Source organism: Mesorhizobium erdmanii USDA 3471, from assembly GCF_000472705.1.
GTDB lineage: Bacteria > Pseudomonadota > Alphaproteobacteria > Rhizobiales > Rhizobiaceae > Mesorhizobium > Mesorhizobium erdmanii.
In genome coordinates, this window is record NZ_AXAE01000005.1 from 234,273 (window position 1) to 260,284 (window position 26,012).

Consider the following 26,012-nt stretch of genomic DNA (forward strand, 5'->3'; position numbering starts at 1 on the left):
TATTATCGCCCTGCCATTGGCAATCGGCGCATGGCGTGCAGAAATGAGCTGCATGCGTGAAGCCTTGATCGCAATGGTGATCTTCCTGTGCCTGGCGTCATCGGCGTTCGCCAGCATGACGATCTGGCCGAGATTGCCTGCCAAACATCGTGACGACGACACGAACACCGTGGTCCGGCTCACCGCCAATCTGTTCGCGGTCATGACCTCGCTGATACTCGGCCTGATGATCAACTCGGCCAAGAATACCTTCGAATCGATCGATCATAACGTGCACGCCTATGCGACGGAGCTGATCCTGCTCGACAGGACCTTGCGCCAGTATGGCCCGGAAACCGACGCGGTGCGCCAACCTCTGATCGCCTATGTGGAGAGGGTGGTGGCTACCTCGTCACAAAACAGCGAAACGACCATCGTCGCCAACCAGCTGTCCGAACGTCTGCTGACGGAAATCGGCTTGCGGCTGAACGGTCTCACACCCCCCGACGCCGTCCGTGCTTTTCTGCTGCAGGATGGACGCCAGCGCCTGCAGAAGGTGCTGGAGCTGCGATGGATTTTGGTCGAGCAGTCGGAGGGCGCGATCCCTTGGCCGCTGATCGCCATGCTGGTGGCGTGGCTGACGCTGATCTTTGCCAGTTTCGGATTCAGGGCCCCCGGGAATGCCATCACCGCCGCAACCTTGATGGTCTCGGCCGCGCTGATCGCCGGGGCGATCTATCTGATCCTCGACATGGATGTGGCATTCTCCGGGCCGATCCAGATTTCGTCGGCGCCGCTTGAGCGGGCGCTGGCGGAATTGCAGCGATGATGCGGAACCGGCGGCATTCCCAGGCATTCATGGGAATCAACCACGGAGGACGACATGGGTTTCGACCAGTATCACGAACCGCCTGAGGAACTGTCGCAGAAGGTGCGGACCTTTGCCCGCATGATCACCTCGCTGATCGAGGAGGCGGAAGCGATCGGCTGGTACGAACAGCGCATCTCGATGGAAAAGGATCCTCAGGCCCGCGCGATCATGAAGAATGCGCAGAGCGAGGAGTTCAAGCATTTCGGCATGGATCTGGAATTCCTGCTGCGCCAGAAGAAGGACTGGCGGGCGGAACTGAAGGAGATCCTGTTCACGACGGGCGACATCGTCAAGGCCGGCGAGCGGGGCGAGAAGAAGGTGGATTGATCGGCTTACGCCGGCCCCATCAATCGCTGTCGCGCGCGACCAACTCAAGTGGCCAGACTTCGCGGATTATGCGTGTGCCTTCGGGGCCGGCGAAGGCGGGCAGCGAGGCCAGCAGCATTTCGGCCAGCCGCCGGCCCATTGGCTCCAGCGCCGGGCGAAAGGCAGTCAGCGCCGGGGAAAAATAACGGCAGAGCGGTGTGTCGACGATGACAATCACGGCCATGTCATGGCCAGGCTTGATGCCCATCTCGGCCAGCGCCTTGCAGCCGCCAAGCGCCATCGCGTCATTGTTGAAGATGATGGCCGTCGGCGGGTCCTGCGAGCGCATGACCCGCGGCGTCACCTCGTAGCCGCCGGCCTCGTTGATGAAGCCGTCGGCGATCAGCGCGGGATCGACCTCGATGCCGTGCCGCCGCAAGGCCTTGCGATAGCCGTCTAGGAACAGGTAGCCGAAGTTGAGATCGTTCGAAGGGCGGATGGCGGCAATGCGGCGATGTCCGCGCGCGACCAGGCGGTCGACGGCTTCATCACCCGCCCTCTCGAAATCGATATCGAGCGAAGGATAGGTGTCGTCGCCGGACTGACTTCGGCCAAGCGTGGCGAAGGGAAAGCCGGCCTTGCTGAGATAATCAATCCGATCGTCTGCTCGTCGCGTATTGGCCAACACGACCGCATCGACCAAGCGTGTCTCAACCACGCGGCGCAACCGCTCCTGCTGATATTGGCCGGGCTCGCCCATGACGACCATCAGATCGAGGCCGTGCTCGGCAAGCTTCGCCTGCAACCCGATCAGGAAGGGGATGAAGAACGGTTCGCCATATTGCTGGTCGCCGGGGTGCGGCTGCAGCATGAAGGCAATGGAGTGGGTGGCGCCTTGCCTGAGACTGCGGCCGGACTGGTTGGGTGAATAGTTCAGCTTCTTGGCGGCGTCGAGCACGCGCTGGCGGGTGTCGGCATTGACGTCGGCGCGGCCATTCAGCGCCCGCGATACGGTGCCGATCGAGATGTTCAGGTGACGCGCAAGGTCATGGATGGTGGACGCCAAGGACAGTTCTCCCCCGACCTCTGGCTAGCACCGGCTGCCACTCAGGCCAAGGCTTACAGACGATTTTTCACGGCAGCCGATTGACATTCTACGCTATCGGGTGTGTTCTCGTAAACGTTTACGGAAAAACGTTTACGGCGATGCCGTGACATTCGGCCGGGAGGGGCCGGACGGGAGGAACGCCGGATGATGAAAGTCGTCCTCGTCGGCTGTGGCGCGATGAGCAAACAGTGGCTCGATGCCGCGAGGCAGATCGATGGTCTCGCCATCGTCGGCCTCGTTGACCTCGACGCCGAACGGGCGAAGGCGAGGGCGCTCGAATACAATCTCACCGACGCCGTCGTCGGCACCAGCCTCGACGCGGTGCTCGACCAGACCAGGCCTGACATGGTGTTCGATGTCGTGGTTCCTGCCGCCCGCCGTGAGGTCGCGCTTTCGGCCTTTGCCCATAATTGCCATCTCTTGACCGAGAAGCCGCTGGCCGACAGTCCGGAGAATGCACGCGCCATCGTGGAGGCTGCGCGAAGCGCAGGTCGCCTGCATGCCGTCGTCCAGAACCGGCGCTATGTCGCCAATGTACGGCGCATCCGCCGCTTTCTCGACTCCGGCGCCATTGGCAGGGCGACCAGCATCCACGCCGACTTCTTCGTGGCGCCGCATTTCGGCGGCTTCCGCGAGGAGATGGCGCATGTGCTGTTGCTCGACATGGCGATCCACACATTCGATGCCGCCCGCTACATGGCCGATGGAGAGCCGGCCGGTGTCTTTTGCCAGGAATGGGAACCGGCCGGTTCCTGGTACCGGCAGGGATCGTCGGCAAGTGCCGTCTTCGATCTCGGAGGCGGCAAGGTCTTCACCTATGCCGGCTCCTGGTGCGCCGACGGCTTCCGCACCAGTTGGGAAGGCAGCTGGCGCATCGTCGCCGAGCGCGGCAGCCTCCTCTGGGATGGCCATGACGCGTTGAAGGCGGAGGTCGTGGTGCCTGGCCGCGACGGGATTTTCGACAAAACCCAACCGATCGAGGTGCCGCCGCTCGATCCTACCGATCGCATCGGTGGCCATCTCGGCATCATCAGGGATTTAATCCACGCCATCGATACCGGCACCGAGCCGGAGACGCGCGGCGCCGACAACATCAAAAGCCTGGCCATGGTTTTCGGCGCCATCGAAAGCGCTGAGACCGGCAGGCGCGTGGCGATTGCAAGGGAAGAGCCATGATGCCAAACCCGCTTCTCGACATCCGTATCGGCACCATGGTGCGGGCCAATCTCGACGATCCGGCCGCCTACATCGAACAGATATTGCCGCTCGGTTTCGAGAGCATCCAGCCCTTCTTCTGGCAGACGCTGGGCGGCAAGGATCTGCCGCGACTGGCTGGCCAGATCCGCGAGGCGATCGGCGATGCGGATGTCATCGTGTCCTCGCTCGGTGTGTTCGGCAACCCGCTGGAGAGCGGCGATGTCGATCGCGGCGTGCTCGCGGCCTGGGAAACGGTGATCGACAATGCGCATCTGTTCGGCGCCTCCACGGTCAGCGGCTTCACCGGGCGCCTGCGCGGCAAGAAGCTGACCGACAGCCTGCCGCGCTTCCGCGAGGTGTGGGGGCCGCTGGCCAAGCGCGCCGCTGACAAGGGCGTGCGCATCGCCTTCGAGAATTGCGCCATGGACGGCAACTGGGCCGCCGGCGATTGGAACATTGCCCACAATCCGGATGCCTGGGAGCTGATGTTCAACGAATTGCCCGACGACAATCTCGGGCTGGAATGGGAGCCCTGCCATCAGCTGGTCTATCTGATCGACCCGATGCCGCAGATCCGCAAATGGGCGCCGCGAATCTTCCACGTCCACGGCAAGGACGCGACGGTGCGCTGGGATGTCATCCGCGAGCACGGCGTGTTCGGCCGGCTGCCGTTCGTGCAGATGCGCACGCCGGGCTTCGGCGACAGCGACTGGACGCGGGTGATCAGCGAATTGCGGCTGGCCGGTTACAAGGGCGCCATCGATATCGAGGGCTGGCACGACCCGGTCTATCGCGGCGATCTCGAAATTACGGGCCAGGTGCGGGGGCTGGAGTATCTCAAGCAATGCCGGGGAGGTGCAAGCTACCTGCCAAACCCGAATTGAGGCCAGATTCGACGTGAGAAGCGGCCGGCGGGAGGAGCCGGCCGTCACATGCCAATGCCAGCAATCGTCAACAGCCCCTCGGCTGACGAGGGAAACAATGGGAGGACAAGTGCATGAGCATCGCGATCAGAACGACATTTCTGCGCACGACCGTCATGGCGGCTACCACGGCGCTTTGCGCCGCCGTCTCGACCTTGCCGGCACGGGCGCTCGACGCCCAATGGTGCAAGGATGTCCATATTAGGTTCTTCGTGGGCGGCGCCGAGGGCGACGCTTTCGGCACCATCGTCTATAATGGCGCCAAGCAGGCGGCGGCCGATCTCGGGCCGAAGGTCGACTACATCTTCTCGGGCTGGGACGTCGAAAAGATGGTCCAGCAATTGCGTGAGGCGGTCGCCGTCAAGCCCAACGGCATTGCCATGATGGGCCATCCCGGCGACGCCGCGATCATGCCGCTGGCCGAACAGGCGCATAAGGACGGCATCAAGATGATGTATCAGAACGTGCCGGTGCCGACGGTGACGGCGGCGTTTGGCGGCGGCTATGTCGGCGCCCAGCAGGAACAGCAAGGCCGCGCGCTCGGCGCCGAGGCGTTCAAGCTGGCCGGGCTGAAATCCGGCGACAAGGCGATCATGATCGGCCCGTTCGAGAACGAAAGCCGAGGCGCACGCGAGCGTGGGACCGTCGCGGCATTGAAAGAGGCCGGCATCGATGTCGTCCAAATCAATTCCCAAACCGAGTGGGCTGCCGATCCGAATTTGGCGATCCCATTGATCACCGCCGCACTGCTCAACAATCCCGGCGTCAAGGCGGTCGGCTATCCCGGCGGGCAGATGCTCGGCAATGTGCCGACCTATATGCAGGCCGCGGGGCGCAAGCCCGGCGATATCTTCAACTTCGGCTTCGATACCAGCCCGCAGATCGTCGAGGCCTTCAAGGGCGGGTGGGTGCAACTGACCGCGGACCAGCAGCCGTTCATGCAAGGCTATCTGCCGATCCTCAGCCTTTGCCAGCAAGTGGTTCTGGGCTTGTCGCCGATGAATGTCGACACGGGCGCCGGCTTCGTCACGCCGCAGAATTATGAGATCGTCTCAGAGCTCGCCAAGCAGGCGTTGCGCTGACCTCCCAAGGCTGCCGGTCGGGCCAGGCCCGGCCGGCAGGACCGCCGGCGAACATGCCGGCAAGCGACAATGAAAAGCGAGGATCCGATGGCCGAACGCATCATCGAACTGCGCGACATCAAGAAGTCCTACGGTCAAGTCTATGCTCTGGGCGGCGTCGATCTCTCGGTTGACCGCGGCGAGGTGGTGGGCCTGATCGGCGACAATGGCGCCGGCAAGTCGACGCTGATCAAGATCCTGTCCGGCGTCGTCAGGCCGACCAGCGGCGACATCCTCGTGCGCGGCAGACCGGTGAGCGGTTGGAGCGCGGCGCGCTCGCGCGATGCCGGCATCGAAACGGTGTTCCAGGACCGGGCGCTTGCCGTGCAGCAGACTATCGTGCGCAACATCTTCATGGGCCGCGAACTGACCGGCTTCATGGGCTGGCTGAAGGTCAACAAGGAGATCGAGGAGGCGAGCCGGCTGATGCGCGAGATCGGCTTCACCTCGAAAGTGTTCACGCCGCACTCGATCGTCGGCCAGCTCTCCGGCGGCGAACGCCAGGGCGTGGCCATCGCGCGCGCCATCTACAAGCAGGCCGAGCTGATCATCCTCGACGAGCCGACGACGGCGCTGTCGCTGACCGAGACCGCCAAGGTCTTCCATTTCGTGCGCCAGGTGCGGGCGAGCGGCCGCTCGATCCTGTTCATCGGGCACAACATCCATCATGTCTTCGACATCGCCGACCGTTTCGTCGTGCTCGACCGCGGCAAGGTGGCGTTGACCACCGACCGCAGCGCGGTCAAGTCGGCGGAAGACCTGATTCACTTCATGGAGGACATCGCGCATCCCGGCGGCTTGCCCGGCCTGCGCGAAGCGAGCGCAGCGGAGCAGGGAGCACGATGAGCAAGGCCATGGAACCCGATCTGCAAAATCCCTTCGGAGACGGGCGCGCGGCAGTGGAGGGCAAGGAATGGAGACATCCCGCCAGTCACGGGCTGCGCGGCTTCGTCCTCGACAACCGCGCCTCGCTCGGCACGCTCGGCGTGTTCATCGTCATGATGGCGGTGTTCATGATCGCCAACCCGACCGTGTTCACCACCTGGTATCTCTACAGCTCCGTGCTGACGACGCTTCCCGTTGCGCTGTTCGTGGTGGTGCCGCTGGTCTTCGTCGTCACCTGCGGCGAGATCGATCTGTCGTTTCCGGCGACGATGGGTTTTGCGTCCTGGGTGTTCGCGCTCGTGGTGCAGGCAGGCTACGATCCGTTCCTCGGCATCGCGGCGGCTGTTCTCACCGGCATTCTGCTCGGCTTCCTCGTGGGATCGCTGGTCGTCTATGGCGGGCTGTCGTCGCTGATCGCCACGCTCGGCATGAATTTCCTGCTGCGCGGCCTGATCCAGATCATCAACGAGGGCAAGTCGATGGCCCTGACCGGCCTTGCCAACAGCCCGGCCTACAAGATCTTCTCCAGCCAGGTTTACGGCATTCCGGTGCAGATCTTCTGGGCCATCGCCTTCGTCGTGCTGTCGGCGATGCTCTACAACAGGCACCGTTTCGGTGCGCAGGTGAAGGTGGTCGGCGACAATCCCGACAGCGCCAGTCAGATGGGCATCGACGTCAAACGGGTGCGGGTGAAAGTGTTCGTCTTCGTCGGCATCGGTGCGGCGATCGCCGGCTGCTTCTCGGTGATGATCAACTTCACCTGGTGGCCGACGGCGGGCGACGGCTATCTCTTGCCGGTGCTGGCTTCGGTGTTCGTCGGCGGCACCCCGACCTGGGGCGGCATCGGCACCGTGGCCGGCGGAGCCATCGGCGCGGTCACCGTGTCATTCATCCAGACCGGCGTGGTAGCGGCGGGCCTCAGCGGTTTCTACGTGCAGTTCTTCAACGGCCTGATCATCATCCTGTCGCTGCTGGGGCACAAATGGAACCAGGCGCGGTACAGGTGAGGGGCAGCCACTAAAGGCTGACTCACACTGCCGCGACAAACCCGTCCAGCACGCGCTTCTGGCCGGCTTTGTCGAAGTCGATGGTCAGCTTGTTGCCTTCGATGGCCGAAATGTTGCCGTTGCCGAATTTCTGGTGGAAGACGCGGTCGCCGACAGTGAAGGCCGAAGGCGTGTCGGAGACGGATTTGGCGACCAGTTCGCCGTCGATGGTGCGGCCTTTCACGCTCGTGCGGCCGGCGCCGTATCCGGAGTCGGTCTCGCCATAGCCGATGCGCTCGACCTGGTGGCCGGAGCGCGTGCCCCAGTTTCGATCGGTCGCTTCGGTGCGGTTGGCCTGCGCGCGCTGCCAGCCCGGCGTCGAATAGGTGTTGGAGAAGGCGCCGGATTTTTCGCTTTCAGCACCGACATTGTCGAAGCGCGAGGCGCCATACGGGTTCTGCCGCCCGCCACGACCGGAGGCGAAGGAGCCGCCGCCATAGGAATTGCCGTAACCGCCGTAGCTGTTGCCGCTTTCGGCGATCTCGACATGCGATTCCGGCAGCTCATCGAGGAAGCGCGACGGGATGGTCGATTGCCAGAGGCCGTGGATGAGGCGGTTGGAGACGAACCACAGATGCAGGTTCTTCTTGGCGCGGGTCAGGCCGACATAGGCCAGCCGGCGCTCTTCCTCCAGACCCGAGCGGCCGCCTTCATCGAGCGCGCGCTGATGCGGGAACAGGCCTTCCTCCCAGCCGGGCAGGAAAACGGTTTCGAATTCGAGGCCTTTCGCCGAATGCAGCGTCATGATCGAGACGGCGTCCTGTCCGGCATTCTGCTCGGCGTCCATGACCAGCGCCACATGTTCGAGGAAGGAGCGCAGCGATTCGTACTCCTCCATCGAGCGGATCAGTTCCTTGAGGTTCTCCAGCCGTCCCGGCGCTTCGGCCGAACGGTCGTTCTTCCACATGTCGGTGTAGCCGCTCTCCTCGAGAATGGTCTCGGCCAGCTCGGTGTGCGGCTTGGTTTCCAGCGCCTTCTGCCAGCGCTCGAAGTTGGCGGCCACTTCGCGCAGCGCGGCGCGCGGCTTCGGCTTCAGTTCATCGCTTTCGGCGAGGTTGGCGGCAGCCTCCAGCATCGGGATACGCAAGGCGCGCGCGGTGTCGTGGATCTGGCGGATCGTGGCTTCGCCCAGGCCGCGCTTCGGCACATTGACGATGCGCTCGAAGGCGAGGTCGTCGGTGCCGTTGGCGACGACGCGGAAGAAGGCCAGCGCGTCGCGGATTTCCATGCGCTCGTAGAAGCGCGGGCCGCCGATGACGCGGTAGTTGAGGCCGAGCGTGATGAAGCGATCCTCGAAGGCGCGCATCTGGAAAGACGCGCGCACCAGGATCGCCATGTCGTTGAGATTATGCTTCTGGCGCTGATACGCCTCGATGGTCTCGCCGATGGCGCGGGCTTCCTCCTCGGAATCCCAGGCGGCGTGGACATTGACCTTGCCATCCTCGGGGTCGTTGCGGTCGGTGAACAGCGTCTTGCCGAAACGGCCCTCATTGTGGGCGATGAGATGGGAGGCGGCGCCAAGGATGTGCGCGGTGGAGCGGTAGTTACGCTCCAGCCTTATGATGGTGGCGCCGGGAAAATCCTTGTCGAAGCGCAGGATGTTATCGACCTCGGCACCGCGCCAGCCATAGATCGACTGGTCGTCGTCGCCGACGCAGCAAATATTCACGCTCACGGGCTGTTCCGCGCCTGCCGGCGCGGGCCCTCCGCGCGGGCCTCGCAAAGGCTCGGACGCCCGGTCGGGCTTGCGGCCTTCGGCCGTACGCAGATCGGTGGACGTTGATGAAGAGCGCCCTGAATCGGGCCGCTGCGCCAGAAGCCGCAGCCACATGTACTGGGCGGTGTTGGTGTCCTGGTATTCGTCGACGAGGATGTATTTGAACCGCCGGTGGTAGTCCTTCAGCACGTCCGGATTGGCGCGGAAGATGCGGATGGGGTGGCACAGCAGGTCGCCGAAATCGCAGGCGTTCAGCGTCCGCAGCCGCTCCTGATAGGCCTTGTAGAGCTCGCGGCCCTTGCCGTTGGCGAAACTGCGGGCGTCGCCCTCGGCGATGTCGGCTGGTCCCTGGCCCTTGTTCTTCCAGCCGTCGATCATCTGCGCGAACTGCTTGGCCGGCCAGCGCTTGTCGTCCAGGCCTTCGGCCTGGATCAGCTGCTTGATCAGCCGCACGACGTCGTCGGTGTCGAGGATGGTGAAGTCGGATCTCAAACCGGCAAGCTCGGCATGACGGCGCAGCAGCTTGACACCGATCGAGTGGAAGGTGCCCAGCCAGGGCATGCCTTCGACATTGCCTTCGCCGATCAGGAAGCCGATGCGCTGCTTCATCTCGCGCGCGGCCTTGTTGGTGAAGGTCACGGCCAGGATTTCCGAAGGCCAAGCCCTTTTGGTATCGAGGATGTAGGCGATGCGGGTGGTGAGCACACGGGTCTTGCCGGTGCCCGCGCCGGCCAGCACCAGAACGGGGCCTTCGGTTGTCTCCACCGCCAGCCGCTGCTCGGGGTTGAGCCCCTTCAGATAGTCCGGCGCATTGTTGTTGCCGCCGCGGGCAGCCATGGCGCGCGCGGCGATGCCCGACGGGGCCGTGGGCCGCGCATTGGGTTCGTCGAAAAAGGGCATGTCTTCGGAAAAGCCGGACATCTTCCCCCCGAATGTAGTGATTCGGGAGGGAAAGACCAGAAGTGTCTACGTTTTGTTCCCGGCAAAGTGGGCTTATCCGGCCACCTTGGCACGCATGATGATCAGGCCGCCGCGCATTTGCGGCGGACCGGCAGCTGCATCCTTGGCTCGTGGCCCAAGCTTGACAGGCGAGGCAGGCGGGAGAAAGCTGTGCGCCGGGCGGCAACGGTGCATCGGCCGCCTATGGCCGCGTGAGCGCGCAACAGTCGAAGGAGTATCATCTTGGCTGTCACCATCACCTCCCTGATCCTTTGCCTCATCGGCCTGGCGCTCGGCGCCGGCGGTGTCTGGTTGGCTTCGCTGGGTGGCAGCTGGTACTACATGATCGTCGGCCTGGCGTTCCTGATAGCCGCCTGGCTGCTCTATCGCCGCCGTTCCACGGCACTGTGGCTCTACGCGGCGATCGTGATCGGCACGCTGGCCTGGGCGGTGTGGGAAACCGGCTTCGACTGGTGGGAGCTCGGTCCGCGCGGCGGCATCATCGTGCTGGTGGCGCTGTGGCTGCTGACGCCGTGGGCTAGGCGAGGCCTTGCTGGTCCCGACGGGCGCGCGCCGCTGATCCTGGCTGTGCTGGCATCGGTGGCGGTGGCCGGCTATTCGATGACCACGGACCCGAAGGACATCGCCGGCGCGCTCGACACCGACAAGGTGATCCCCAACGCCAATCTCGGCAACGACGTACCGGCGGGCGAATGGCACTTCTATGGCCGCACACAGTTCGGCCAACGCTATTCGCCGCTCGACCAGATCACGCCGGACAATGTCGCCAACCTGCAGCCTGCCTGGACCTACCGCACCGGCGACGTGAAAGGACCGGACGACGTCGGCGAGACCACCTACCAGGTGACGCCACTCAAGATCGGCGACACGCTCTATATCTGCACGCCGCACAATTTCGCCATTGCCGTGGATGCCGCCACCGGCAAGGAAAAATGGCGTTACGATCCCAAGATCAAGCTCGACAAGGATCGCCAGCACCAGACCTGCCGCGGCGTATCCTACTATGCCGATGCCGCCGGTGCCGCCGGGCAGCCCTGCGCGACCCGCGTCTATCTGCCGACCTCGGATGCGCGGCTGATCGCGCTCGATGCCGCCAGCGGGCAGGTCTGTCCGGCCTTCGCCGAGGCCGGCACGTTGAACCTGTTGACAGGCATGCCCTATCCCAAGTCGGGCTATTATTACTCGACCTCGGCGCCGCTGATCGCCGGCGGAAAAATCATCGTCGGCGGCGCGGTCAACGACAATTATTCGACGCAGGAGCCGTCCGGCGTCATCCGTGCCTATGATGCGAGCAGCGGCAAACTGCTTTGGAACTGGGATTCCGGCAATCCGGACCAGACGACGCCGCTGCCGGCCGGCCAGACCTACACCGCCAACTCGCCCAACATGTGGTCGACGCCGAGCGCCGACGAGAAGCTCGGCCTGCTTTACGTGCCGCTCGGCAACCAGACCCCGGACCAGCTTGGCATGGGCCGCAGCGCCAATGTCGAGAAATTCTCCTCTTCGATCACCGCGCTCGACCTCAATACCGGACAGTTGAAATGGGTGCGGCAGACCGTGCATCACGACCTTTGGGACATGGACTTGCCGGCGCAGCCGAGCCTGATCGACATCACCAGGGCCGACGGCTCCGTCGTGCCGGCGCTGGTCGGGCCGACCAAGCAGGGCGATCTCTATGTGCTCGATCGGCGCACCGGCGAGCCGCTGATCGCGGTCAAGGAAGTGCCGGCGCCCGGCGGCGCCATCGAAGGCGACCACACATCGCCGACCCAGCCGGCGTCGGACCTCTCCTTCAATCCGAAGCCACTGACAGGTGCCGACATGTGGGGCATCACCATGTTCGACCAGCTGGCGTGCCGGATCGAATTCCAAGGCCTGCGTTATGAGGGTCGCTATACGCCGCCTTCCGTACAGGGCTCGCTGATCTATCCCGGCAATTTCGGGACGTTCAACTGGGGTGGCGTGGCGGTTGATCCGGTCCGGCAGGTGATGTTCGGCATGCCGACCTATCTGGCGTTCAAGTCGCAACTCATTCCGCGTGATCAGGTGCCGCCGCCGGACGAGGGGCGCGGCAGCGAGCAGGGCCTCAACCGCAACGAAGGCGCTCCCTATGCGGTGGTGATGGGACCGTTCCTGTCGCCGCTCGGCATCCCTTGCCAGGCACCGCCCTGGGGTTATGTCGCCGGTGTCGATCTCAGGACCGGCGAAATCGCCTACAAGCACCGCAACGGCACCGTCTACGACATGACACCTCTACCGCTGCCGTTGAAGGTCGGTGTGCCCGGCATTGGCGGGCCGATGATCACCGCCGGTGGCGTCGCTTTCCTGGCAGCTGCGGTCGACGACTATCTGCGCGCCTATGACCTGACGACGGGCAAGCAGCTCTGGCGGGCGCGGCTTCCGGCCGGCGGGCAATCGACGCCGATGACCTATACGGTCGCCGACGGGCGCCAGTTCGTGGTCATCGTCGCTGGCGGCCACGGCTCGGTCGGCACCAAGCCGGGAGATTACGTGATGGCTTACGCGCTGCCCAAATAGAGGGTGGCGTTGCCTGGAGGCAAATTGTCGATCAGCCGAGTCCCAGATGGCTCTTCAGGCTCGGCACGGAGCCGAGCACCTGGTTGGTCAGATCGGGGCCGGCGGCGGCTTCGGCCTGCTGGACCAGTGTGGCGCCGGCTTTCTGGATTTGCGCCATATCGAGGCCGGATGCCTTGAGGGCGGCGAGACCGTTGACCAGGGCGCCCGCCTTTTCGCCGAGAACGCCGCCAAGCGCGCCTTGCAGCGAAGACAGGAAGCCGCCGCCACCGCCGGCAGCGGCGGCGGCCATGACGTCATATTTCTGCGCCAGCGCATCGGCGCCCGGAATCTTGGCGAAGAAGGATGAGGCGCTGGTGCCGTCCGCCTCGTGCTCGAGCACCGAGAAAATGGTGCCGACGACTTTTTCCGTCGTTGCCTGGTCGAGGCCGGCCTTCTGCGAAACCGTGTTCACGATATCCTGTACGTCCATGACTTCACCTCAACCTTGGGTTTTCGTGTTTGCCGGATGGCGCTGGCGGCTGCGGACTTTGACCATGGACTTCCGGCTCACGGCGTGAACACTCGCGCGCATCGCCAGAATAGCGGCCGCGGCGACCATGAAGGCGGTTGCCAGGATCGGCGACGTCATCGTCATCGGCACTATTCCTTTCATATCAAGCTTTTCAAGGCCGTGGCCGCGCCATGGAGCAGGCCGGCAATCAGTTTCCGCTACTATTGTGGCAGCGCCATCAAGATTTGTCGCCGATGACTTAAATGTGATGATGACGGCCGCCCCTGGATGAACGCCAGGAAAGCGAGCGTCACCGAGCCGTGACTGGACGATGCGAGGCTCGCGCCTATCTTGCGAGCGGCAAGGATCAAGACACCAGATCGAGGAGTGCGCCCGTGACCGAATCCGCCGCCACCGAAAACCCGGTCATCACCCAGGCGATGATCGACGCCTATGACGAGTACACGCATCTGACGCTCGATCGTCGCCGCTTCATGGAACAGCTGACCAGGCTTGCCGGATCGGGTGCGGCGGCGGCGGCGATCGCGCCGATGCTGGCGGCGAATTCCGCCCAGGCGGCGATCGTCGCGGAAAACGATGCCCGGGTGAAAGGCGAGGACATCAGCTATCCCGGCAGCGGCGGCGAGATGAAGGGCTATCTGGTCAAACCGGCGAACCAGACCGGCAAGCTCGGCACCGTCATCGTCATCCATGAAAACAGAGGGCTCAACCCGCACATACGCGATGTCGCCCGGCGCGTGGCGCTGGAGGGGTTCGTGGCGCTTGCACCGGATTTCCTGTCGCCGCTCGGCGGCACGCCTGATGAGGAGGACAAGGCGCGCGACATGTTCACGAAACTCGATCCGGCGCAGACCGTCGCCAACGCCGTGGCGACAGTCGCCTTCCTCAAGGCCGACAAGGACGGCAACGGCAAGGTTGGCGCCATCGGCTTCTGCTGGGGCGGCGGCACGGCCAACATGCTGGCCGTCAACGCACCAGACCTCGTCGCCAGCGTCGCCTATTACGGCATGCAGCCAAAGGCCGCCGACGCGTCGAAGATCAAGGCCGCCTTGCTGTTGCACTATGCCGGCCTCGACGATCGCACCAATGCCGGCATCGACGCCTTCAAGAAGGAACTCGATGCCGCGCATGTCGAATACACCGTCTATGTCTATGAAGGCGCCAACCATGCCTTCAACAACGACACGTCGGCGGCGCGCTACGACAAGAAGGCGGCCGACCTCGCCTGGGGCCGGACGATAACGTTCCTCAAGGAAAAACTGGCTTGAGGATCACCGTCAGGTGGCTGGCGCCCAGACCGTCTCGAAGGCCGGCGACAAGGTGAAGCCCGCCGGGCGTTCCGACGTAGGCGGCGGTCGCCGCACCCCTTCCTGCAAATAGCGCAAGGCGGAGGTAAACCCGTTCATTGTGTAGGGTTTGGCAATGACGCCGATCGCTCCGGCGAAATGGTCGGGAATGCGCTTCGGATTGGCGGTCATGAAGACGACCATCGAGTTCTTCCTGTCGCCGATATATTCGGCGACGTCGACGCCGGTCGGGCCGTCGGTGAGATGGATGTCGACGAAAGCGATGTCGGCCCGCGTGGAATCGACCATGTCCTTTGCCTCGGCAAGCGATGTCGCCCAGCCGACGACACTGTGCCCGGCGTCCTCGACAAGGCTTTCCAACTCCATGGCCAGCAGCGCCTCGTCCTCGACGATCAAGACCTTGAGTGGTCCAATCATGACTGGTTGCCTTTTTGCTGAGGGCCGTTGGGCATCGAGATGACCACACGGGTGCCGGGACCGGCATCGCGCCATTCGATGTCGGCGCGCAGTTGACGGGCAAGCGACTTGATCAGCCGCATGCCAAAGGAGGCGTCACCATTGGCATCGGCCATGCCGACGCCGTCATCGGAAACCTCGATGTTCAAGTGGCCGTCAGGCTGGCTCATCTTGATGCCAATCCTGCCTGACCTCGTTCCATCCGGCTTTTCCTTGAAGGCATGCTTCAGCGCGTTGGTAACGAGTTCGTTGACCATCAGCGCTACAGGCGTCGCCTTCTCGGCCGGGATGACGATCGGCTCAAGATCGAGTGTCGGGCTGATTTCCGAGCGCCCTGAAGCCGTGAGCAGGTCGGAGATGAGATCCCTGGCGAAGTCCGAGACGTCGAACTTGCTAACATCCTTGGACTGGTAGAGCCGACGGTGCACGGTGCTGAGTGCCTCGATGCGTTCAAGCATCGTGCTCAACGAGCGTTTCAGGTTATCGTCGCTTGCGGTGCGGCTTTGCATCAGGATGAGGGAAGAGATCATCTGCAAGTTGTTCTTCACGCGATGATCGACCTCGTGCAGAAGCGTGGTCTGCGCCTCGAGTGCTGCTTCGAGTTCCGCCGTGCGTTCTTTCACCGCCTTTTCGAAACGGTCCTTGTCCGCGGTAATGCGATGCTCCGAGCGCTTGCGGTCCGAGACATCGAGCTGTGAGGCGAAAAAGAACTGCAGTTCGCCTTTGTCGTTGGAGACCGGGCTGATGTAGAGCGCGTTCCAGAATGTCGATCCGTCCTTGCGATAGTTCAGGATGTCGACGCTGAGATCGGCTTCGCCCGAGATCGCATCGCGTATCTGCGCGATGGCGGACTTGTCGGTTTTCGGCCCCTGCAGAAAGCGGCAGCTCTTCCCGATGACCTCGTGGCGCTCATAGCCCGTCAGCCGCAGGAAGGCGTCATTGGCGAAGACGATCGGGTTATCGGGTCGGCGCGGATCGGTGATGATCATCGACATGCGCGTTGCGCGGATGGCCGCCGCGAAGGGGTCGCCCTTGCCTTGCTCGGCATGAAGGTCGTCGGTCATGTGCCATGCGCCGGCCGGTTCCCTGGTCCTTTTCCAATCCATCGCGTCGCTCCAAGCCTTTTTTCGTGGGGGGAAAACGGCTCGGAGGCGGATTTGGTTCAATCTCGAATGCCCTGTCACAGTTCGTCGCAGGCGGGGAACCAACGGGCGACTTTTGCAAGAGATTGAGGGGAAAGGAACTTCCTGGCTGCAGCCGGCAGCCGCCGGCTTGTGGGGGGCAACGCCCGCGACGACCAGTGCGATGCCGGGTCAATCGGTCAGGCCTGCAATTGGCGCCGCACGACGCGAAGATCTGTGGCGCGGTGGCTATGCGCAGCCTCCTCATGGGTGCGCCGAGATGCGGGAACAGCATCACGGGCACAGGCCGGCCGAGATGGAAGATGGCGCCGAGCCCGAACCAGACATGCAGCGGCCATCTTGCCGCCAGGCTGTCGGATGCGTGCGCAGCGTAGAGATCAGATGCTTGCGTCTGATCGTTCGTCGGACCACTATCGCAGGCAATTTTCCCGCTTCATATGGAAGATGGCCAGACGCTGTGGCAATTCCGCTATCAGAAGCAAGGAGTTTTCATTGAAACGCCTTCGAACCGAAAAAGCCGATCTCGACGCGGCTGATATGAAGATCCTGCGCCTGCTGGAAAAGGATGCGCGCGCCAGCACGGCGGAGCTGGCGCGTTCGGTCGGCCTGTCGGCGCCGAGCGTCGCCGAGCGCATCAAGCGGTTGCAGGAGAACGGCGTGATCGAAGCCTACTCGGTCAGGATCAACCCTGCCGCCCTTGGCCTGAAGCTGTCGGCGTGGCTGCGCATCCGGCCGGTGCCGGGGCAATTGTCCGTGGTCGCCAATATCATCCGTGAGCTGCCTGAGATCGTGCAATGCGACCGGGTGACCGGCGAGGACTGTTTCATCGCGCTGGCGCATGTCGGCTCGGTGACCGAGCTCGAACGGGTGATCGACCGCATCATCCCCTATGCGATGACCAACACGGCCATCATCCAGTCGTCACCAGTGATGGTGCGTTCGCCGCTGTCGGCGGTGAAGCGATCGATGTAAACGGCGCGATTTGATTGGTTGCCCGACGATCAGGCGTGGCCGCGCTTCAGGCGGGCGCGCTTCAAGATGCTGCGCCAGCGGATCATGTCGAACGGGATCGGCTCGTTGTTGTTGGCGATGTGAAAGATCTCGTTGTCGACGTTCTTGAGCGAACGCCAGAAATCATAGTCCGATATGCGCGGATCAGCGGCCAGCCTGTCCACCTCGACCTTGATGTCGGTTTTCATGCACGTCCCTCGAACCGGCTTCGCCCTGCCGCCCGTAAAACAACCCAGTGCGGACGTTTTCGACCGCTCCGCTGAGTCGTTCAACGGCTCAATTGGCTTGTTCCCGTTAAAACCTCGGTAAGGTTAATGCGGGGGCGAGGCGGCTTCAAGCACCGGTGCCGGCGGATTTCAGCGTTTGGCGATTTTGAATTGCTGGTGTGGCTTTGAGGTCCGGTCGTCGCTGTCGACGGGGGAGAGACGAGCGTCGGCTTATTTGCGTTTGATGCCGATCGAGCGGCCGGCCCGCTCCGGCATCGGCAGCACCGAATGTGCAGCGCGCATCGCTTCGACCTTGGCCAGCACATCGGCGGGGAAGGGAGCGACCTTCGGCCCCGACATGTCGACATGCAGCGACAGGGTTTCCGAAGTGGCGGCGAGCCAGCCATCGACATGGCGGATTTCCTGATAGGCCCTGAGCCGCTTCTCGTCATGGTCGATGAGCTGGAAGGAGACAACGACCTTGTGGTCCAGATGCAGTTCCTGGACGTAGCAGACATGGACTTCGGCGGTGTAGATGGTGAGGCGGCGGTTCTTCACGTAATCCAGTCCCATGCCCATCGCTTCGAAGGCTTCGTCCGAGCAGCGGTCGAATAGCACGTTGTAGTAGGCCATGTTGAGATGGCCGTTGTAATCGATCCAGTCCTTCTCGATGTCCATGGGCTTGGAGACGAAGGGGGCGGGGATGGGCATCGAAACTTCCTTCTGGCGCTGGACAGGGCGTGGCTGCTGAGGTTCTTTGTTGTGGCGCAATTCCGGAGGGAAAACCGCTTCACACTTTTCCTGGAATTGCTTTAGGCATCATCCATAGCTGCATGACAAGCGTGGACGCTGGTCCATTCGCGGAGGAATTCATGGCCCTGAGCGACCTCAATCCGGTCGAACGCAACGAGGAAGGCATCGCGGCGGTGCTCGGCATCCTCAAGCAACGACTGGGCGAGCGTTTTCAAACCGGCCAGGCCATTCGCTCGCAGCATGCCCACACCACCACCTATATCCCGACGCAGGCGCCCGATGGCGTCGCTTTCCCCGAGACGACCGCCGAGGTGCAGGACATCGTGCGCGCCTGCGCGGCGCATCGCGTGCCGGTCATCGCTTTTGGCGTGGGCTCCTCGCTGGAAGGCCACACCAACGCGCCGGGCGGCGGCATCTCGGTCGACACCTCGCGCATGAACCGCATCCTTGCGGTCAATCCGCAGGATCTCGACTGCACGGTCGAGCCAGGCGTGACGCGCGAGGATCTGAACCGGCATCTGCGCGACACCGGCCTGTTCTTCCCGATCGATCCCGGCGCCAATGCCTCGCTCGGCGGCATGGCGGCGACGCGGGCGTCCGGCACCAATGCGGTGCGCTATGGCACGATGCGCGAGAACGTGCTGTCGCTGACGGCCGTCATGGCCGATGGCGAGACGGTAACGACCGGCAAGCGGGCGAAGAAGAGCTCGGCCGGCTACGATCTGACCCGGCTGCTGGTCGGCTCGGAGGGTACGCTCGGCATCATCACCTCGCTGACACTGAAGCTGCAAGGCATTCCGCAGGCGATCTCGGGTGGCGTCTGTCCGTTCCCAAGTGTCGAGGCGGCCTGCAACGCCGTCATCGCGACGATCCAGATGGGCATTCCGGTGGCGCGCATCGAACTGGTCAACGCGTTGCAGATGCGGGCGATGAAGACCTATTCAAAGCTCGACTACCCGGAGAGCCCGTGCCTGTTCGTCGAATTCCATGGCAGCGATGCCGGCGTTGCCGAGCAGGCCGAAACCTTTGGCGTGATCGCCGAGGACAATGGTGGCGGGCCGTTCCTCTGGACCAGTGTCGCCGAGGAACGGACGAAGCTGTGGAAGGCGAGGCACGACGCCTATTGGTCGTCGCTGACGCTGCGGCCGGGCGCCAAGGGACTGTCGACCGATGTCTGCGTGCCGATCTCGCGCTTTGCCGAATGCGTCACCGAAACCGAAGCCGATATCGCCGAGATGGGCCTGATCGCGCCGATCGTCGGCCATGCCGGCGACGGCAATTTCCATGTGCTGGTGCTGATGGACGTCAACGATCCCAAGGAGATCGCGCTGTCGGAGAAATTCGTCGCGCGGCTCAACATGCGGGCGATCGCCATGGACGGCACCTGCACCGGCGAGCACGGCATCGGCCAGGGCAAGATCGGTTTCCTGCGTAGCGAACTAGGCCACGGCGTCGACATCATGCGCACCATCAAGCAGGCGCTAGACCCGCTTGATATCATGAACCCGGGGAAGATTTTGCCGGGCATGGGCCATTAGATGTCGGCCGGCGAGACCCTGCAGCCGATCGACATCCCGCCGTCGTCAGCGGGCGCGCCACTTCCTCATGTGTTTGCGGATGAAGGCAAGCTGCTCGTTGCCTACATCGCCAATGCTCCGGATCCGTCATTTGACGGTACAAATCCGCGCTCGGTTTCGCCACTAACAGGCAAGCAATCGGTCGCAATCCTGACGGCAGATCCCTATCTGGCATTTCAGTTCGGCCCGCCGAACGATGAGGCTATCAGCGGCCACCGTCTCTATGCGCTGGGCCTGCGGCCTTACGAGGCATTTGAAATCCTCAACTCGTCGTGGATCGCATCCCTGGAAAAGGCAAATCGGGTTCATTCGTCCCACACGTCTGAACTGTTTGCAGGCTATCGGCATTTCATCCTGACGTTCCATGATTCGACACTTGAGTTCATTGCAGAGCGTTTCTCGATCAACCTCCACGAGGGGGCGCTTTTGACCGTGCTCATGGAGACTGTTGGACACACCCTCCCAATGCAGCGCGTCAGACAGGCCCGTTTTCTCGACAGGCTTTGGCGACGCAATTGATCCCTCGGGGGATTCTCGCCGCCTTGACCACGCCGCCATTCGGGCCGACGCTCCTCCGGCAGCAAGCCTGTAACAGAGAGGTTTGCTAGCCGAGGAGGACTGTCATGGCCATTTCACGCAAGGAAGAAGCGCGCGCGCTGAGCGCCGATGAGAAGGAACTGGTCGAGAAATCGCACCATCCGGCAGTGCAGGAGCTTTCCGACGCCGACCTTTCCGGCTTGGTCAAGCTGCTGCGCGAGCGGCGCGACAAGGCGCAGACCGAAGCGCATCACCGCCGGCGTGAAATACGCGGCAAGGGCGCGGCGAAGGGCGCTGCGCCCTCGAAGGCTGATGGCAGTTCGCAGATGAAGCTCGCGGTGCTGGCGAACGCGATGCGACGGCTGAATGGCGAGGCCGAGCGGCGGCGGCAGCTGGCGGCCCGCATTTCGCTGGTCGGCAATGCGCGCAAGGCACTGGCCTTGAAGCAAAATGCGCCGGCTGACGGTCCCGCGCTCAATTCACGGACGGCTCACAAGGGCATGCGGGCGGTCGCCAACGAGCGGGCGCCGAAGCTGGTGCGGCCGGCTGAACTCGGCCGGCAGCGCAAGGCGGGCAAGGTGGCGCAGGCCAAGCGCGACGCACGCTGAGGTTCAGCGGATAAGTGTGGTCAGTCGCCGATTACCGTGCGGCGGGAAGCTGCGTCTGCGCGCCCTCGACAAGGGCCTGCAGCATGGGGCGGGTCGGCGCGAAGAAGGTTGTGCCCGTGTGCGGCGTGGAGAAATCGAGCAGCCGGTCATAGGCGCCCGGCGGGTCGCCGACATACATGCGCTGCAGCATCTTTTCGGTGACCCAGAGATATCTGGAATAGCCGATGAAATAGGTGCCGAACTCATTCTGCCCGGGCCGGCCGAACGGCATGTTGTCGCGCAATATGTCGTATTCGTTGCCGTCGGCATCCTCGATGGTGGCCAGCGACTTGTGCGATTTGCGCGGCGCGTCGTCGTCGTCGATTTCGATGTTGTCGATCTTGGTGCGGCCGATGATCGCCTCCTGCTCGGGCGTCGGAATGCGCGCCCAGGCCTGCATATCGTGCAGATATTTCTGGACGACGACGTAGCTGCCGCCGGCAAAGTCGGCATCCTCGTCGCCGACCAGCGCCGAGGCGGGCAGGTCGAGGCCGGTGGGATTGGCGGTGCCGTCGACGAAGCCGAGCAGGTCACGGGCATCGAAATAGCGAAAGCCGGTCACTTCGTCGACGACGGTCACATCAGGACCGAGCCTGTCGAGCAGGATACGCTCGAGCTCGAAGCACATATCGGGCCGTTCGGCGCGGATGTGGAATAGGAGGTCGCCCGGGGTCGATGGCGCCGAATGGGCCGCCCCCTTGATCGGCGCGAACGGCTTGAGCTCCAGCGGCCGCCGGTTAGGGCTGAGACGATCCCAGAGATCGCGGCTGATGCCCGATATGCACGACAGGCGGCCGCCAAGGTCGCGGAACCCGACGGTCTTGACCAGATCGTCAAGCTCGCCCAGTACCGAACAAACCTTGGCCAGGGCCGGCTGATCCGCGGCGACGGTGACGACCAGGAAAATCGCCGACTGCGAGAGCGGAGCATCGACGCTCTGCGCGTCGATCGGCACGCGGTCCCAGTTCTTGCCCGACATCCGAGAATCTCCGCTTTTCCCGGATTTGTTTCAGATAGCCCGGGATGACGCAATACAGGATGAATTGCCTCTTTATCGACACGCGGATGCGGGTAGAGTGCGGCAGAATTTCAATCAACCCGTTCGGAGCTGATGCTCGCACGCCTGTTCGTGATCTTCGGTGGCTTGTTCGTGCTGGTGCTGTGCGCGGCGCTGGTGGTGCCGTATTTCGTCGACTGGACCGGCTACCGCGCCGAGTTCGAGCGCGAGGCAAGCGCCATCCTCGGCCGCAAGGTGACCGTGCAGGGCGATGCGACGGCACGGCTGCTGCCGTTCCCGTCTGTTACCTTCTCCAATGTCGCGGTCGCCGGGGGCCCCAACGGCCAGCCGGCGATGACGGTCGAAACGTTTTCGATGGACGCGGAACTGGCGCCTTTCCTGCGTGGCGAGGTGCTGATCTTCGACATGCGGCTGGTGCGGCCGAAGGCGACGATCGACATTGCCGCCGATGGAACCGTCGACTGGGCGATGCGGCCGTCCACGCCCGTCGATCCCGGCCAGATCTCGATCGAGAAGCTGACGGTGACGGAAGGGCAGATCGAACTGCGCCACGCCGCCGGCGGCCGCAGCCATATCTTTTCCGAGATCAACTCGACCATTTCGGCGAAATCGCTGGCCGGTCCCTGGCGGATGGATGGCACGTTGCGGATGGACGGTTTGCGCACCACGGTCGCGGCATCGACCGGCAAGGCCGAACCCTCGGGACAGATACGGCTTCGGGTGCGGGCCGATCCCGATGCCTATCCGCTGGTTATCGAGACCGACGGCAATGCCGGCATCGTCAACGGCGCCGCTCTGTATTCCGGCCAGTTCAAGATCTCCGGCGCCGACAAGAACAGCGCCGAATTGCGCGGCACCGATGGCGAGACGGTGAAGGTCAGCACCGGCAAGCCCGATCCGGGCTTTCGGCTGAACGGCAAGTTCTCGCTCGACCACCAGAAGCTTGGTGTCGACGAATTCCGTTTCGAGACCGGACCACTCGACAATCCCTATACCGCCGACGGCAAGGCCTCGGTCGATCTTGGCCAGCAACCGAGCTTTGCCATCGAGGCCAATGGCGCGCAGGTGCAGTTCGACGAGGCGGTGGGCGCCGAGGCCGGCGCCGGCCTGACGCTCGACCAGCGCATTGCCGGGCTGGAGCAGACGCTGCTCGACCTGCCGAAGCCGACGATACCCGGAACGGTCGAGGTCAAGTTGCCGGCGGTGGTGGCCGGCGACACCACGGTGCGCGACGTGCATCTCTCCGCCGAACCGGTGGAAGGCGGCTGGAAGATAAAGTCGCTTGCCGCGACGTTGCCCGGCCGCACCACGCTGGAAGCCGATGGCATGCTGGTGCTCAACGTACAGAGCCATTTCGACTTCACCGGCTCGCTGCTGCTGGCCGTGGCGCAACCTTCGGGTTTTGCGGCGTGGCTGTCGAAAGATGTCGACGAGGCGATCCGCCGTCTGCCTGCCGCCGGCTTCAAGGCCAAGGTCGATCTCTCGCAAAACCATCAATCCTTCAGCGATCTCGAACTGATCCTGGGCAAGGCGAAGTTTTCCGGCCGCATCGATGCCAGCCAGCCTGACGAGGCCAGGCCATCGGTGCTGATGCGGCTCGAAGGCGGCGAGCTCGACGTCGACGGGCTGGCGGCCTTCGCCTCGATCTTCGTCAGCGACAAGGGCGCCAACCGGTTTGCCGACAGCGATCTCGATTTTCAGATCAAGGCCGGCCCGGTCAGTGCCGGCGGGCTGACCGCCGACACGGTCGATACCGCGCTCAGGCTGCGCGACGGGCTGCTGGAAGTCGACAGGCTGTCGGTCGGCGGACTTGCCGGCGCCTCGATCAGCGCCACGGGCCGGGTCAAGGATTTTCCGGCGAGCCCGACCGGCAAGCTCGATGCGTCGGTTGTCGCGGTCGACTTGAAGCCGCTGATCGACGTTGCCGCGCAGCATTATCCCGACAATGCGGTGCTGAAGGGGCTTGCGAGCCGTGCCGCCGCCTATCCGGACCTGTTCCAGGATGCGCGCGTCGATGTCGTGGCCAGTGCCGCCGACAATGGCGATGGCACCACGGGCCTGGCGGTAAGCGGACAGGGCAAGGCCGGTGGCTCGGCCTTCTCCGCCTCGCTGTCGGGAAAGGGCGCGCCGGACAAGCTGCTCGACGCGCCGGTGACGGTGACATTCAACGCCAGGAACCCGGACGCCACGGCGCTGCTGGCGCTTTACGACCTGCCGGCGCTGCCGCTCGGCATGTTGGGTGAGGCGACCACAGATATTCAGGCCAAGGGCACGCTTGGCGGTGGCCTGGCGACGACTTTCAGCCTTGCCGGAAATGACTTCAAGGCCGGCTTCGAAGGCACGATCGCCGATACGCCGCAAGGTCCCGCCGCCAAGGGCAAGATCAACCTCGATGCCGCCGACATCGAACCCTGGCTGATGACATCGGGCATCGGCTTGCCGGGCATGGGGGCAGGCATGTCGACCTCGCTCTCGGCGCAGGGTGACTATGGCAACGGCCTGCTGGTGCTCAACAATGTCAGCGGTGCGATCAACGAGGCGGCCGTCTCGGGCGACGTCAACATCGACGCCAAAAACGGTTTGCCGCATCTGGCCGGCGCGCTGGCGCTCGACGAACTCGACCTCGATCCGATGGCGGTGGCGCTGTTCGGCGATTCCGCCTTTCTTGCCGACAAGAATGGGGCCGACAAGAATGGGGCCGACAAGAATGGGCCCGACAAGAGTGGGGCAGACAAGGGTGCGAGCGACAAGGCTGGCGCGTGGCCCGCCGCTCCGTTCAGCCAGAAGTCCGGCCTGCCGTTCACCGCCGATCTCGACCTGACGACGGCAGCCCTTGCCGCCGGGCCTTTCGCCACCGCCTATGGTGCTTCTTTTTCGCTGAAACTCGACCAGGAAGGCATCCGTGTTTCGGACCTCAAGGCGAAACTTCTCGGCGGGGCGCTGACCGGCCTGTTCGAGTTGAAGAACAATGAGGGCACCGGGCTTTTCACCGGCCAGATGAAACTGGCGGGTGCCGATCTGACAAATGTGCTGCCGGACGCCGGCGTCAACGGCATGGGCGATTTCTCGACGACGATGTCGACCAGCGGCAAGTCGGTCGACGCGATGATCGCTGCCCTGTCGGGGTCCGGCACTGCGACGCTCAAGGGCTTACGGATCGACGGCGTCAATCCCGATGCGTTCGGCGCCTTGCTGGCCAAGGCGGATGCGATCGGGCGCGACATCGACGCGGCCAAGACCGCGGAGTTCGCACCCGCCATTGCCGCCGATGGCAGCTTTGCCGCCGGGGATGCCGACGTCGCCTTCACGATTGCCGGCGGTACGCTGCGGGCGCCGCCGATCAGCCTCGAAAATCCGGCGGCGACCTTGTCCGCCGACATCACCGCCGACCTCAACGCGAGCACGGTGTCAGCCAAGGGCGCGATCACCTACAAGCCAGGTGACGAGGCTTTGGTTGGCTCCGAACCCGTCGTCAATTTCACCGCAGAAGGGCCGTTCGGCGCCGTCAAACGGCAGTTCGACAGCGAGCCGCTGGCGCAGTTCCTGACCCAGCGCGCGCTGGAGCGGGAACAGCAGCGGGTCGAGGCGATGCAGGCGGCGCTGCTCGAAAAGCAGCGGCTGCGGCGCGAGGTGCGCTATTACGCGGCATTGCAGGATGCACGAGACAAGGCGGCAGAGGAACTGCGCCAGCAGGAAGAGGCGGCGCGGCTGAAGGCGGAGGCGGATGCCAAGGCGAAAGCCGAGGCTGACGCCCAGGCGAAAGCCGATGCCGATGCCAAAGCTCAGGCTGAGGCCGAAGCGAAGGCCAAAGCCGATGCCGAAGCGAAGGCCCAGGCGGACGCCGATGCAAAGGCGAAGGCCGATGCCGATGCAAAGGCCGCGGCGGAACAGCAGGCCGCCGACGAAGCCGCCAAGGCGCAGGCTGAGCAAGAGCGGCAAAAGGCGGAAGAGGCGATGCGCATCGCCACGCAGGAAAAGGCCAGGCTCGAGGCGGAGCGCAAGGCGGCGCAACAGGCGCCCAAAGTCGAGCGCGCGCCGCCGCCGGAGGCCAACGACAATCCGCCGCCCGCCAAGCCCAAGGCCAATCCGTTCACGATCGACAATTTGTTGAAGTCGCTGCAGTAGGCAGCAGGGCAGCCTTCTCGTTCCGGCATTGTTTCAAAGGATGAGCTTTCTGCCGCCAAGACGCCGAAGCG

Annotated in this window: 23 protein-coding genes; 14 read left to right on the forward strand and 9 right to left on the reverse strand. The window is 63.8% G+C overall.

Translation table 11 applies throughout. From position 1 onward, the window contains the following. The first annotated feature begins 52 nt into the window (after positions 1 to 52). Together A3AU_RS0101095 and A3AU_RS0101100 are read left to right on the forward strand one after the other, a co-directional pair. On the forward strand, positions 53 to 808 hold the full coding sequence (locus A3AU_RS0101095) for a bestrophin-like domain (protein ID WP_027051135.1): 756 nt from the start codon (positions 53 to 55) through the stop codon (positions 806 to 808). Positions 809 to 862: 54 nt separating this feature from the next. Continuing rightward, positions 863 to 1,177, forward strand: a complete 315-nt coding sequence (locus tag A3AU_RS0101100; RefSeq protein WP_027051136.1) for a ferritin family protein — start codon at positions 863 to 865, stop codon at positions 1,175 to 1,177. Between the two features lie 19 nt (positions 1,178 to 1,196). Here A3AU_RS0101100 and A3AU_RS0101105 read toward each other — a convergent pair whose 3' ends face one another. Next, entirely contained in the window at positions 1,197 to 2,222 is a 1,026-nt protein-coding gene (locus A3AU_RS0101105; RefSeq protein WP_027051137.1) for a LacI family DNA-binding transcriptional regulator, read from the reverse strand. Positions 2,223 to 2,408: 186 nt separating this feature from the next. Here A3AU_RS0101105 and A3AU_RS0101110 point away from each other — a divergent pair, with 186 nt between their 5' ends. From A3AU_RS0101110 to A3AU_RS0101130, 5 genes are all read left to right on the forward strand, one after another. Continuing rightward, entirely contained in the window at positions 2,409 to 3,440 is a 1,032-nt protein-coding gene (locus tag A3AU_RS0101110; RefSeq protein ID WP_027051138.1) for a Gfo/Idh/MocA family protein, read from the forward strand. Next, a complete protein-coding gene (locus tag A3AU_RS0101115) occupies positions 3,437 to 4,345 on the forward strand; it encodes a sugar phosphate isomerase/epimerase family protein (RefSeq protein WP_027051139.1) in 909 nt (302 codons plus the stop codon). The genes A3AU_RS0101110 and A3AU_RS0101115 overlap by 4 nt, the downstream gene beginning before the upstream one ends. Positions 4,346 to 4,458: 113 nt before the next feature. Then, on the forward strand, positions 4,459 to 5,466 hold the full coding sequence (locus tag A3AU_RS0101120; protein ID WP_027051140.1) for a substrate-binding domain-containing protein: 1,008 nt from the start codon (positions 4,459 to 4,461) through the stop codon (positions 5,464 to 5,466). Between the two features lie 87 nt (positions 5,467 to 5,553). Beyond that, positions 5,554 to 6,351 carry an ATP-binding cassette domain-containing protein gene (locus tag A3AU_RS0101125; RefSeq protein WP_027051141.1) on the forward strand — a complete coding sequence of 266 codons (798 nt, stop codon included), beginning with the start codon at positions 5,554 to 5,556 and terminating at the stop codon, positions 6,349 to 6,351. Next, positions 6,348 to 7,397, forward strand: coding sequence for an ABC transporter permease (locus tag A3AU_RS0101130; RefSeq protein WP_027051142.1), 1,050 nt, complete (start codon positions 6,348 to 6,350; stop codon positions 7,395 to 7,397). The genes A3AU_RS0101125 and A3AU_RS0101130 overlap by 4 nt, the downstream gene beginning before the upstream one ends. A 22-nt stretch (positions 7,398 to 7,419) precedes the next feature. Here A3AU_RS0101130 and A3AU_RS0101135 read toward each other — a convergent pair whose 3' ends face one another. Further along, entirely contained in the window at positions 7,420 to 10,074 is a 2,655-nt protein-coding gene (locus A3AU_RS0101135) for an ATP-dependent helicase (protein WP_027051143.1), read from the reverse strand. 261 nt (positions 10,075 to 10,335) lie between these two features. Between A3AU_RS0101135 and A3AU_RS0101145 the strand changes: the two genes are divergently transcribed. Continuing rightward, positions 10,336 to 12,651: a glucose/quinate/shikimate family membrane-bound PQQ-dependent dehydrogenase gene (locus A3AU_RS0101145; protein ID WP_027051144.1), complete on the forward strand. Its 2,316-nt coding sequence runs from the start codon at positions 10,336 to 10,338 to the stop codon at positions 12,649 to 12,651. 31 nt (positions 12,652 to 12,682) lie between these two features. Here the strand turns inward: A3AU_RS0101145 and A3AU_RS0101150 are convergent, their stop codons facing one another. Both A3AU_RS0101150 and A3AU_RS1000000139660 read right to left on the reverse strand, forming a co-directional pair. Further along, positions 12,683 to 13,120: a hypothetical protein gene (locus A3AU_RS0101150; protein ID WP_027051145.1), complete on the reverse strand. Its 438-nt coding sequence runs from the start codon at positions 13,118 to 13,120 to the stop codon at positions 12,683 to 12,685. A gap of 9 nt (positions 13,121 to 13,129) precedes the next feature. Further along, positions 13,130 to 13,285, reverse strand: coding sequence for a hypothetical protein (locus A3AU_RS1000000139660; RefSeq protein ID WP_167335218.1), 156 nt, complete (start codon positions 13,283 to 13,285; stop codon positions 13,130 to 13,132). A 296-nt stretch (positions 13,286 to 13,581) separates the two neighbouring features. Between A3AU_RS1000000139660 and A3AU_RS0101160 the strand changes: the two genes are divergently transcribed. Further along, the gene (locus A3AU_RS0101160) at positions 13,582 to 14,430 is read left to right on the forward strand and encodes a dienelactone hydrolase family protein (RefSeq protein WP_051355257.1); all 849 of its coding nucleotides are present in this window, start codon (positions 13,582 to 13,584) and stop codon (positions 14,428 to 14,430) included. 9 nt (positions 14,431 to 14,439) lie between these two features. Here A3AU_RS0101160 and A3AU_RS0101165 read toward each other — a convergent pair whose 3' ends face one another. Together A3AU_RS0101165 and A3AU_RS1000000140715 are read right to left on the reverse strand one after the other, a co-directional pair. Continuing rightward, positions 14,440 to 14,886 (reverse strand): response regulator, encoded by a 447-nt coding sequence (locus tag A3AU_RS0101165; protein WP_027051147.1) that lies wholly within the window; start codon positions 14,884 to 14,886, stop codon positions 14,440 to 14,442. Then, entirely contained in the window at positions 14,883 to 16,031 is a 1,149-nt protein-coding gene (locus A3AU_RS1000000140715; protein ID WP_027051148.1) for a histidine kinase dimerization/phosphoacceptor domain -containing protein, read from the reverse strand. The genes A3AU_RS0101165 and A3AU_RS1000000140715 overlap by 4 nt, the downstream gene beginning before the upstream one ends. Before the next feature lie 528 nt (positions 16,032 to 16,559). Here A3AU_RS1000000140715 and A3AU_RS0101175 point away from each other — a divergent pair. After that, entirely contained in the window at positions 16,560 to 17,039 is a 480-nt protein-coding gene (locus A3AU_RS0101175; RefSeq protein ID WP_027051149.1) for an Lrp/AsnC family transcriptional regulator, read from the forward strand. A gap of 29 nt (positions 17,040 to 17,068) precedes the next feature. Here the strand turns inward: A3AU_RS0101175 and A3AU_RS0101180 are convergent, their stop codons facing one another. Beyond that, entirely contained in the window at positions 17,069 to 17,266 is a 198-nt protein-coding gene (locus A3AU_RS0101180) for a hypothetical protein (RefSeq protein WP_015317249.1), read from the reverse strand. A gap of 249 nt (positions 17,267 to 17,515) precedes the next feature. Next, positions 17,516 to 17,995, reverse strand: coding sequence for a thioesterase family protein (locus tag A3AU_RS0101185; RefSeq protein ID WP_027051150.1), 480 nt, complete (start codon positions 17,993 to 17,995; stop codon positions 17,516 to 17,518). Between the two features lie 161 nt (positions 17,996 to 18,156). Between A3AU_RS0101185 and A3AU_RS0101190 the strand changes: the two genes are divergently transcribed. From A3AU_RS0101190 to A3AU_RS0101200, 3 genes are all read left to right on the forward strand, one after another. Next, positions 18,157 to 19,575 (forward strand): FAD-binding oxidoreductase, encoded by a 1,419-nt coding sequence (locus A3AU_RS0101190; RefSeq protein WP_027051151.1) that lies wholly within the window; start codon positions 18,157 to 18,159, stop codon positions 19,573 to 19,575. After that, a complete protein-coding gene (locus tag A3AU_RS1000000137190; protein WP_051355254.1) occupies positions 19,576 to 20,133 on the forward strand; it encodes a hypothetical protein in 558 nt (185 codons plus the stop codon). It abuts the gene before it with no gap. A 104-nt stretch (positions 20,134 to 20,237) separates the two neighbouring features. Beyond that, on the forward strand, positions 20,238 to 20,759 hold the full coding sequence (locus tag A3AU_RS0101200) for a hypothetical protein (protein ID WP_027051152.1): 522 nt from the start codon (positions 20,238 to 20,240) through the stop codon (positions 20,757 to 20,759). A gap of 31 nt (positions 20,760 to 20,790) precedes the next feature. Here A3AU_RS0101200 and A3AU_RS0101205 read toward each other — a convergent pair whose 3' ends face one another. Continuing rightward, entirely contained in the window at positions 20,791 to 21,777 is a 987-nt protein-coding gene (locus A3AU_RS0101205) for a Dyp-type peroxidase (RefSeq protein ID WP_027051153.1), read from the reverse strand. A 132-nt stretch (positions 21,778 to 21,909) separates the two neighbouring features. Between A3AU_RS0101205 and A3AU_RS0101210 the strand changes: the two genes are divergently transcribed. Beyond that, positions 21,910 to 25,941, forward strand: coding sequence for an AsmA family protein (locus tag A3AU_RS0101210; protein ID WP_027051154.1), 4,032 nt, complete (start codon positions 21,910 to 21,912; stop codon positions 25,939 to 25,941). Positions 25,942 to 26,012: the final 71 nt, after the last annotated feature.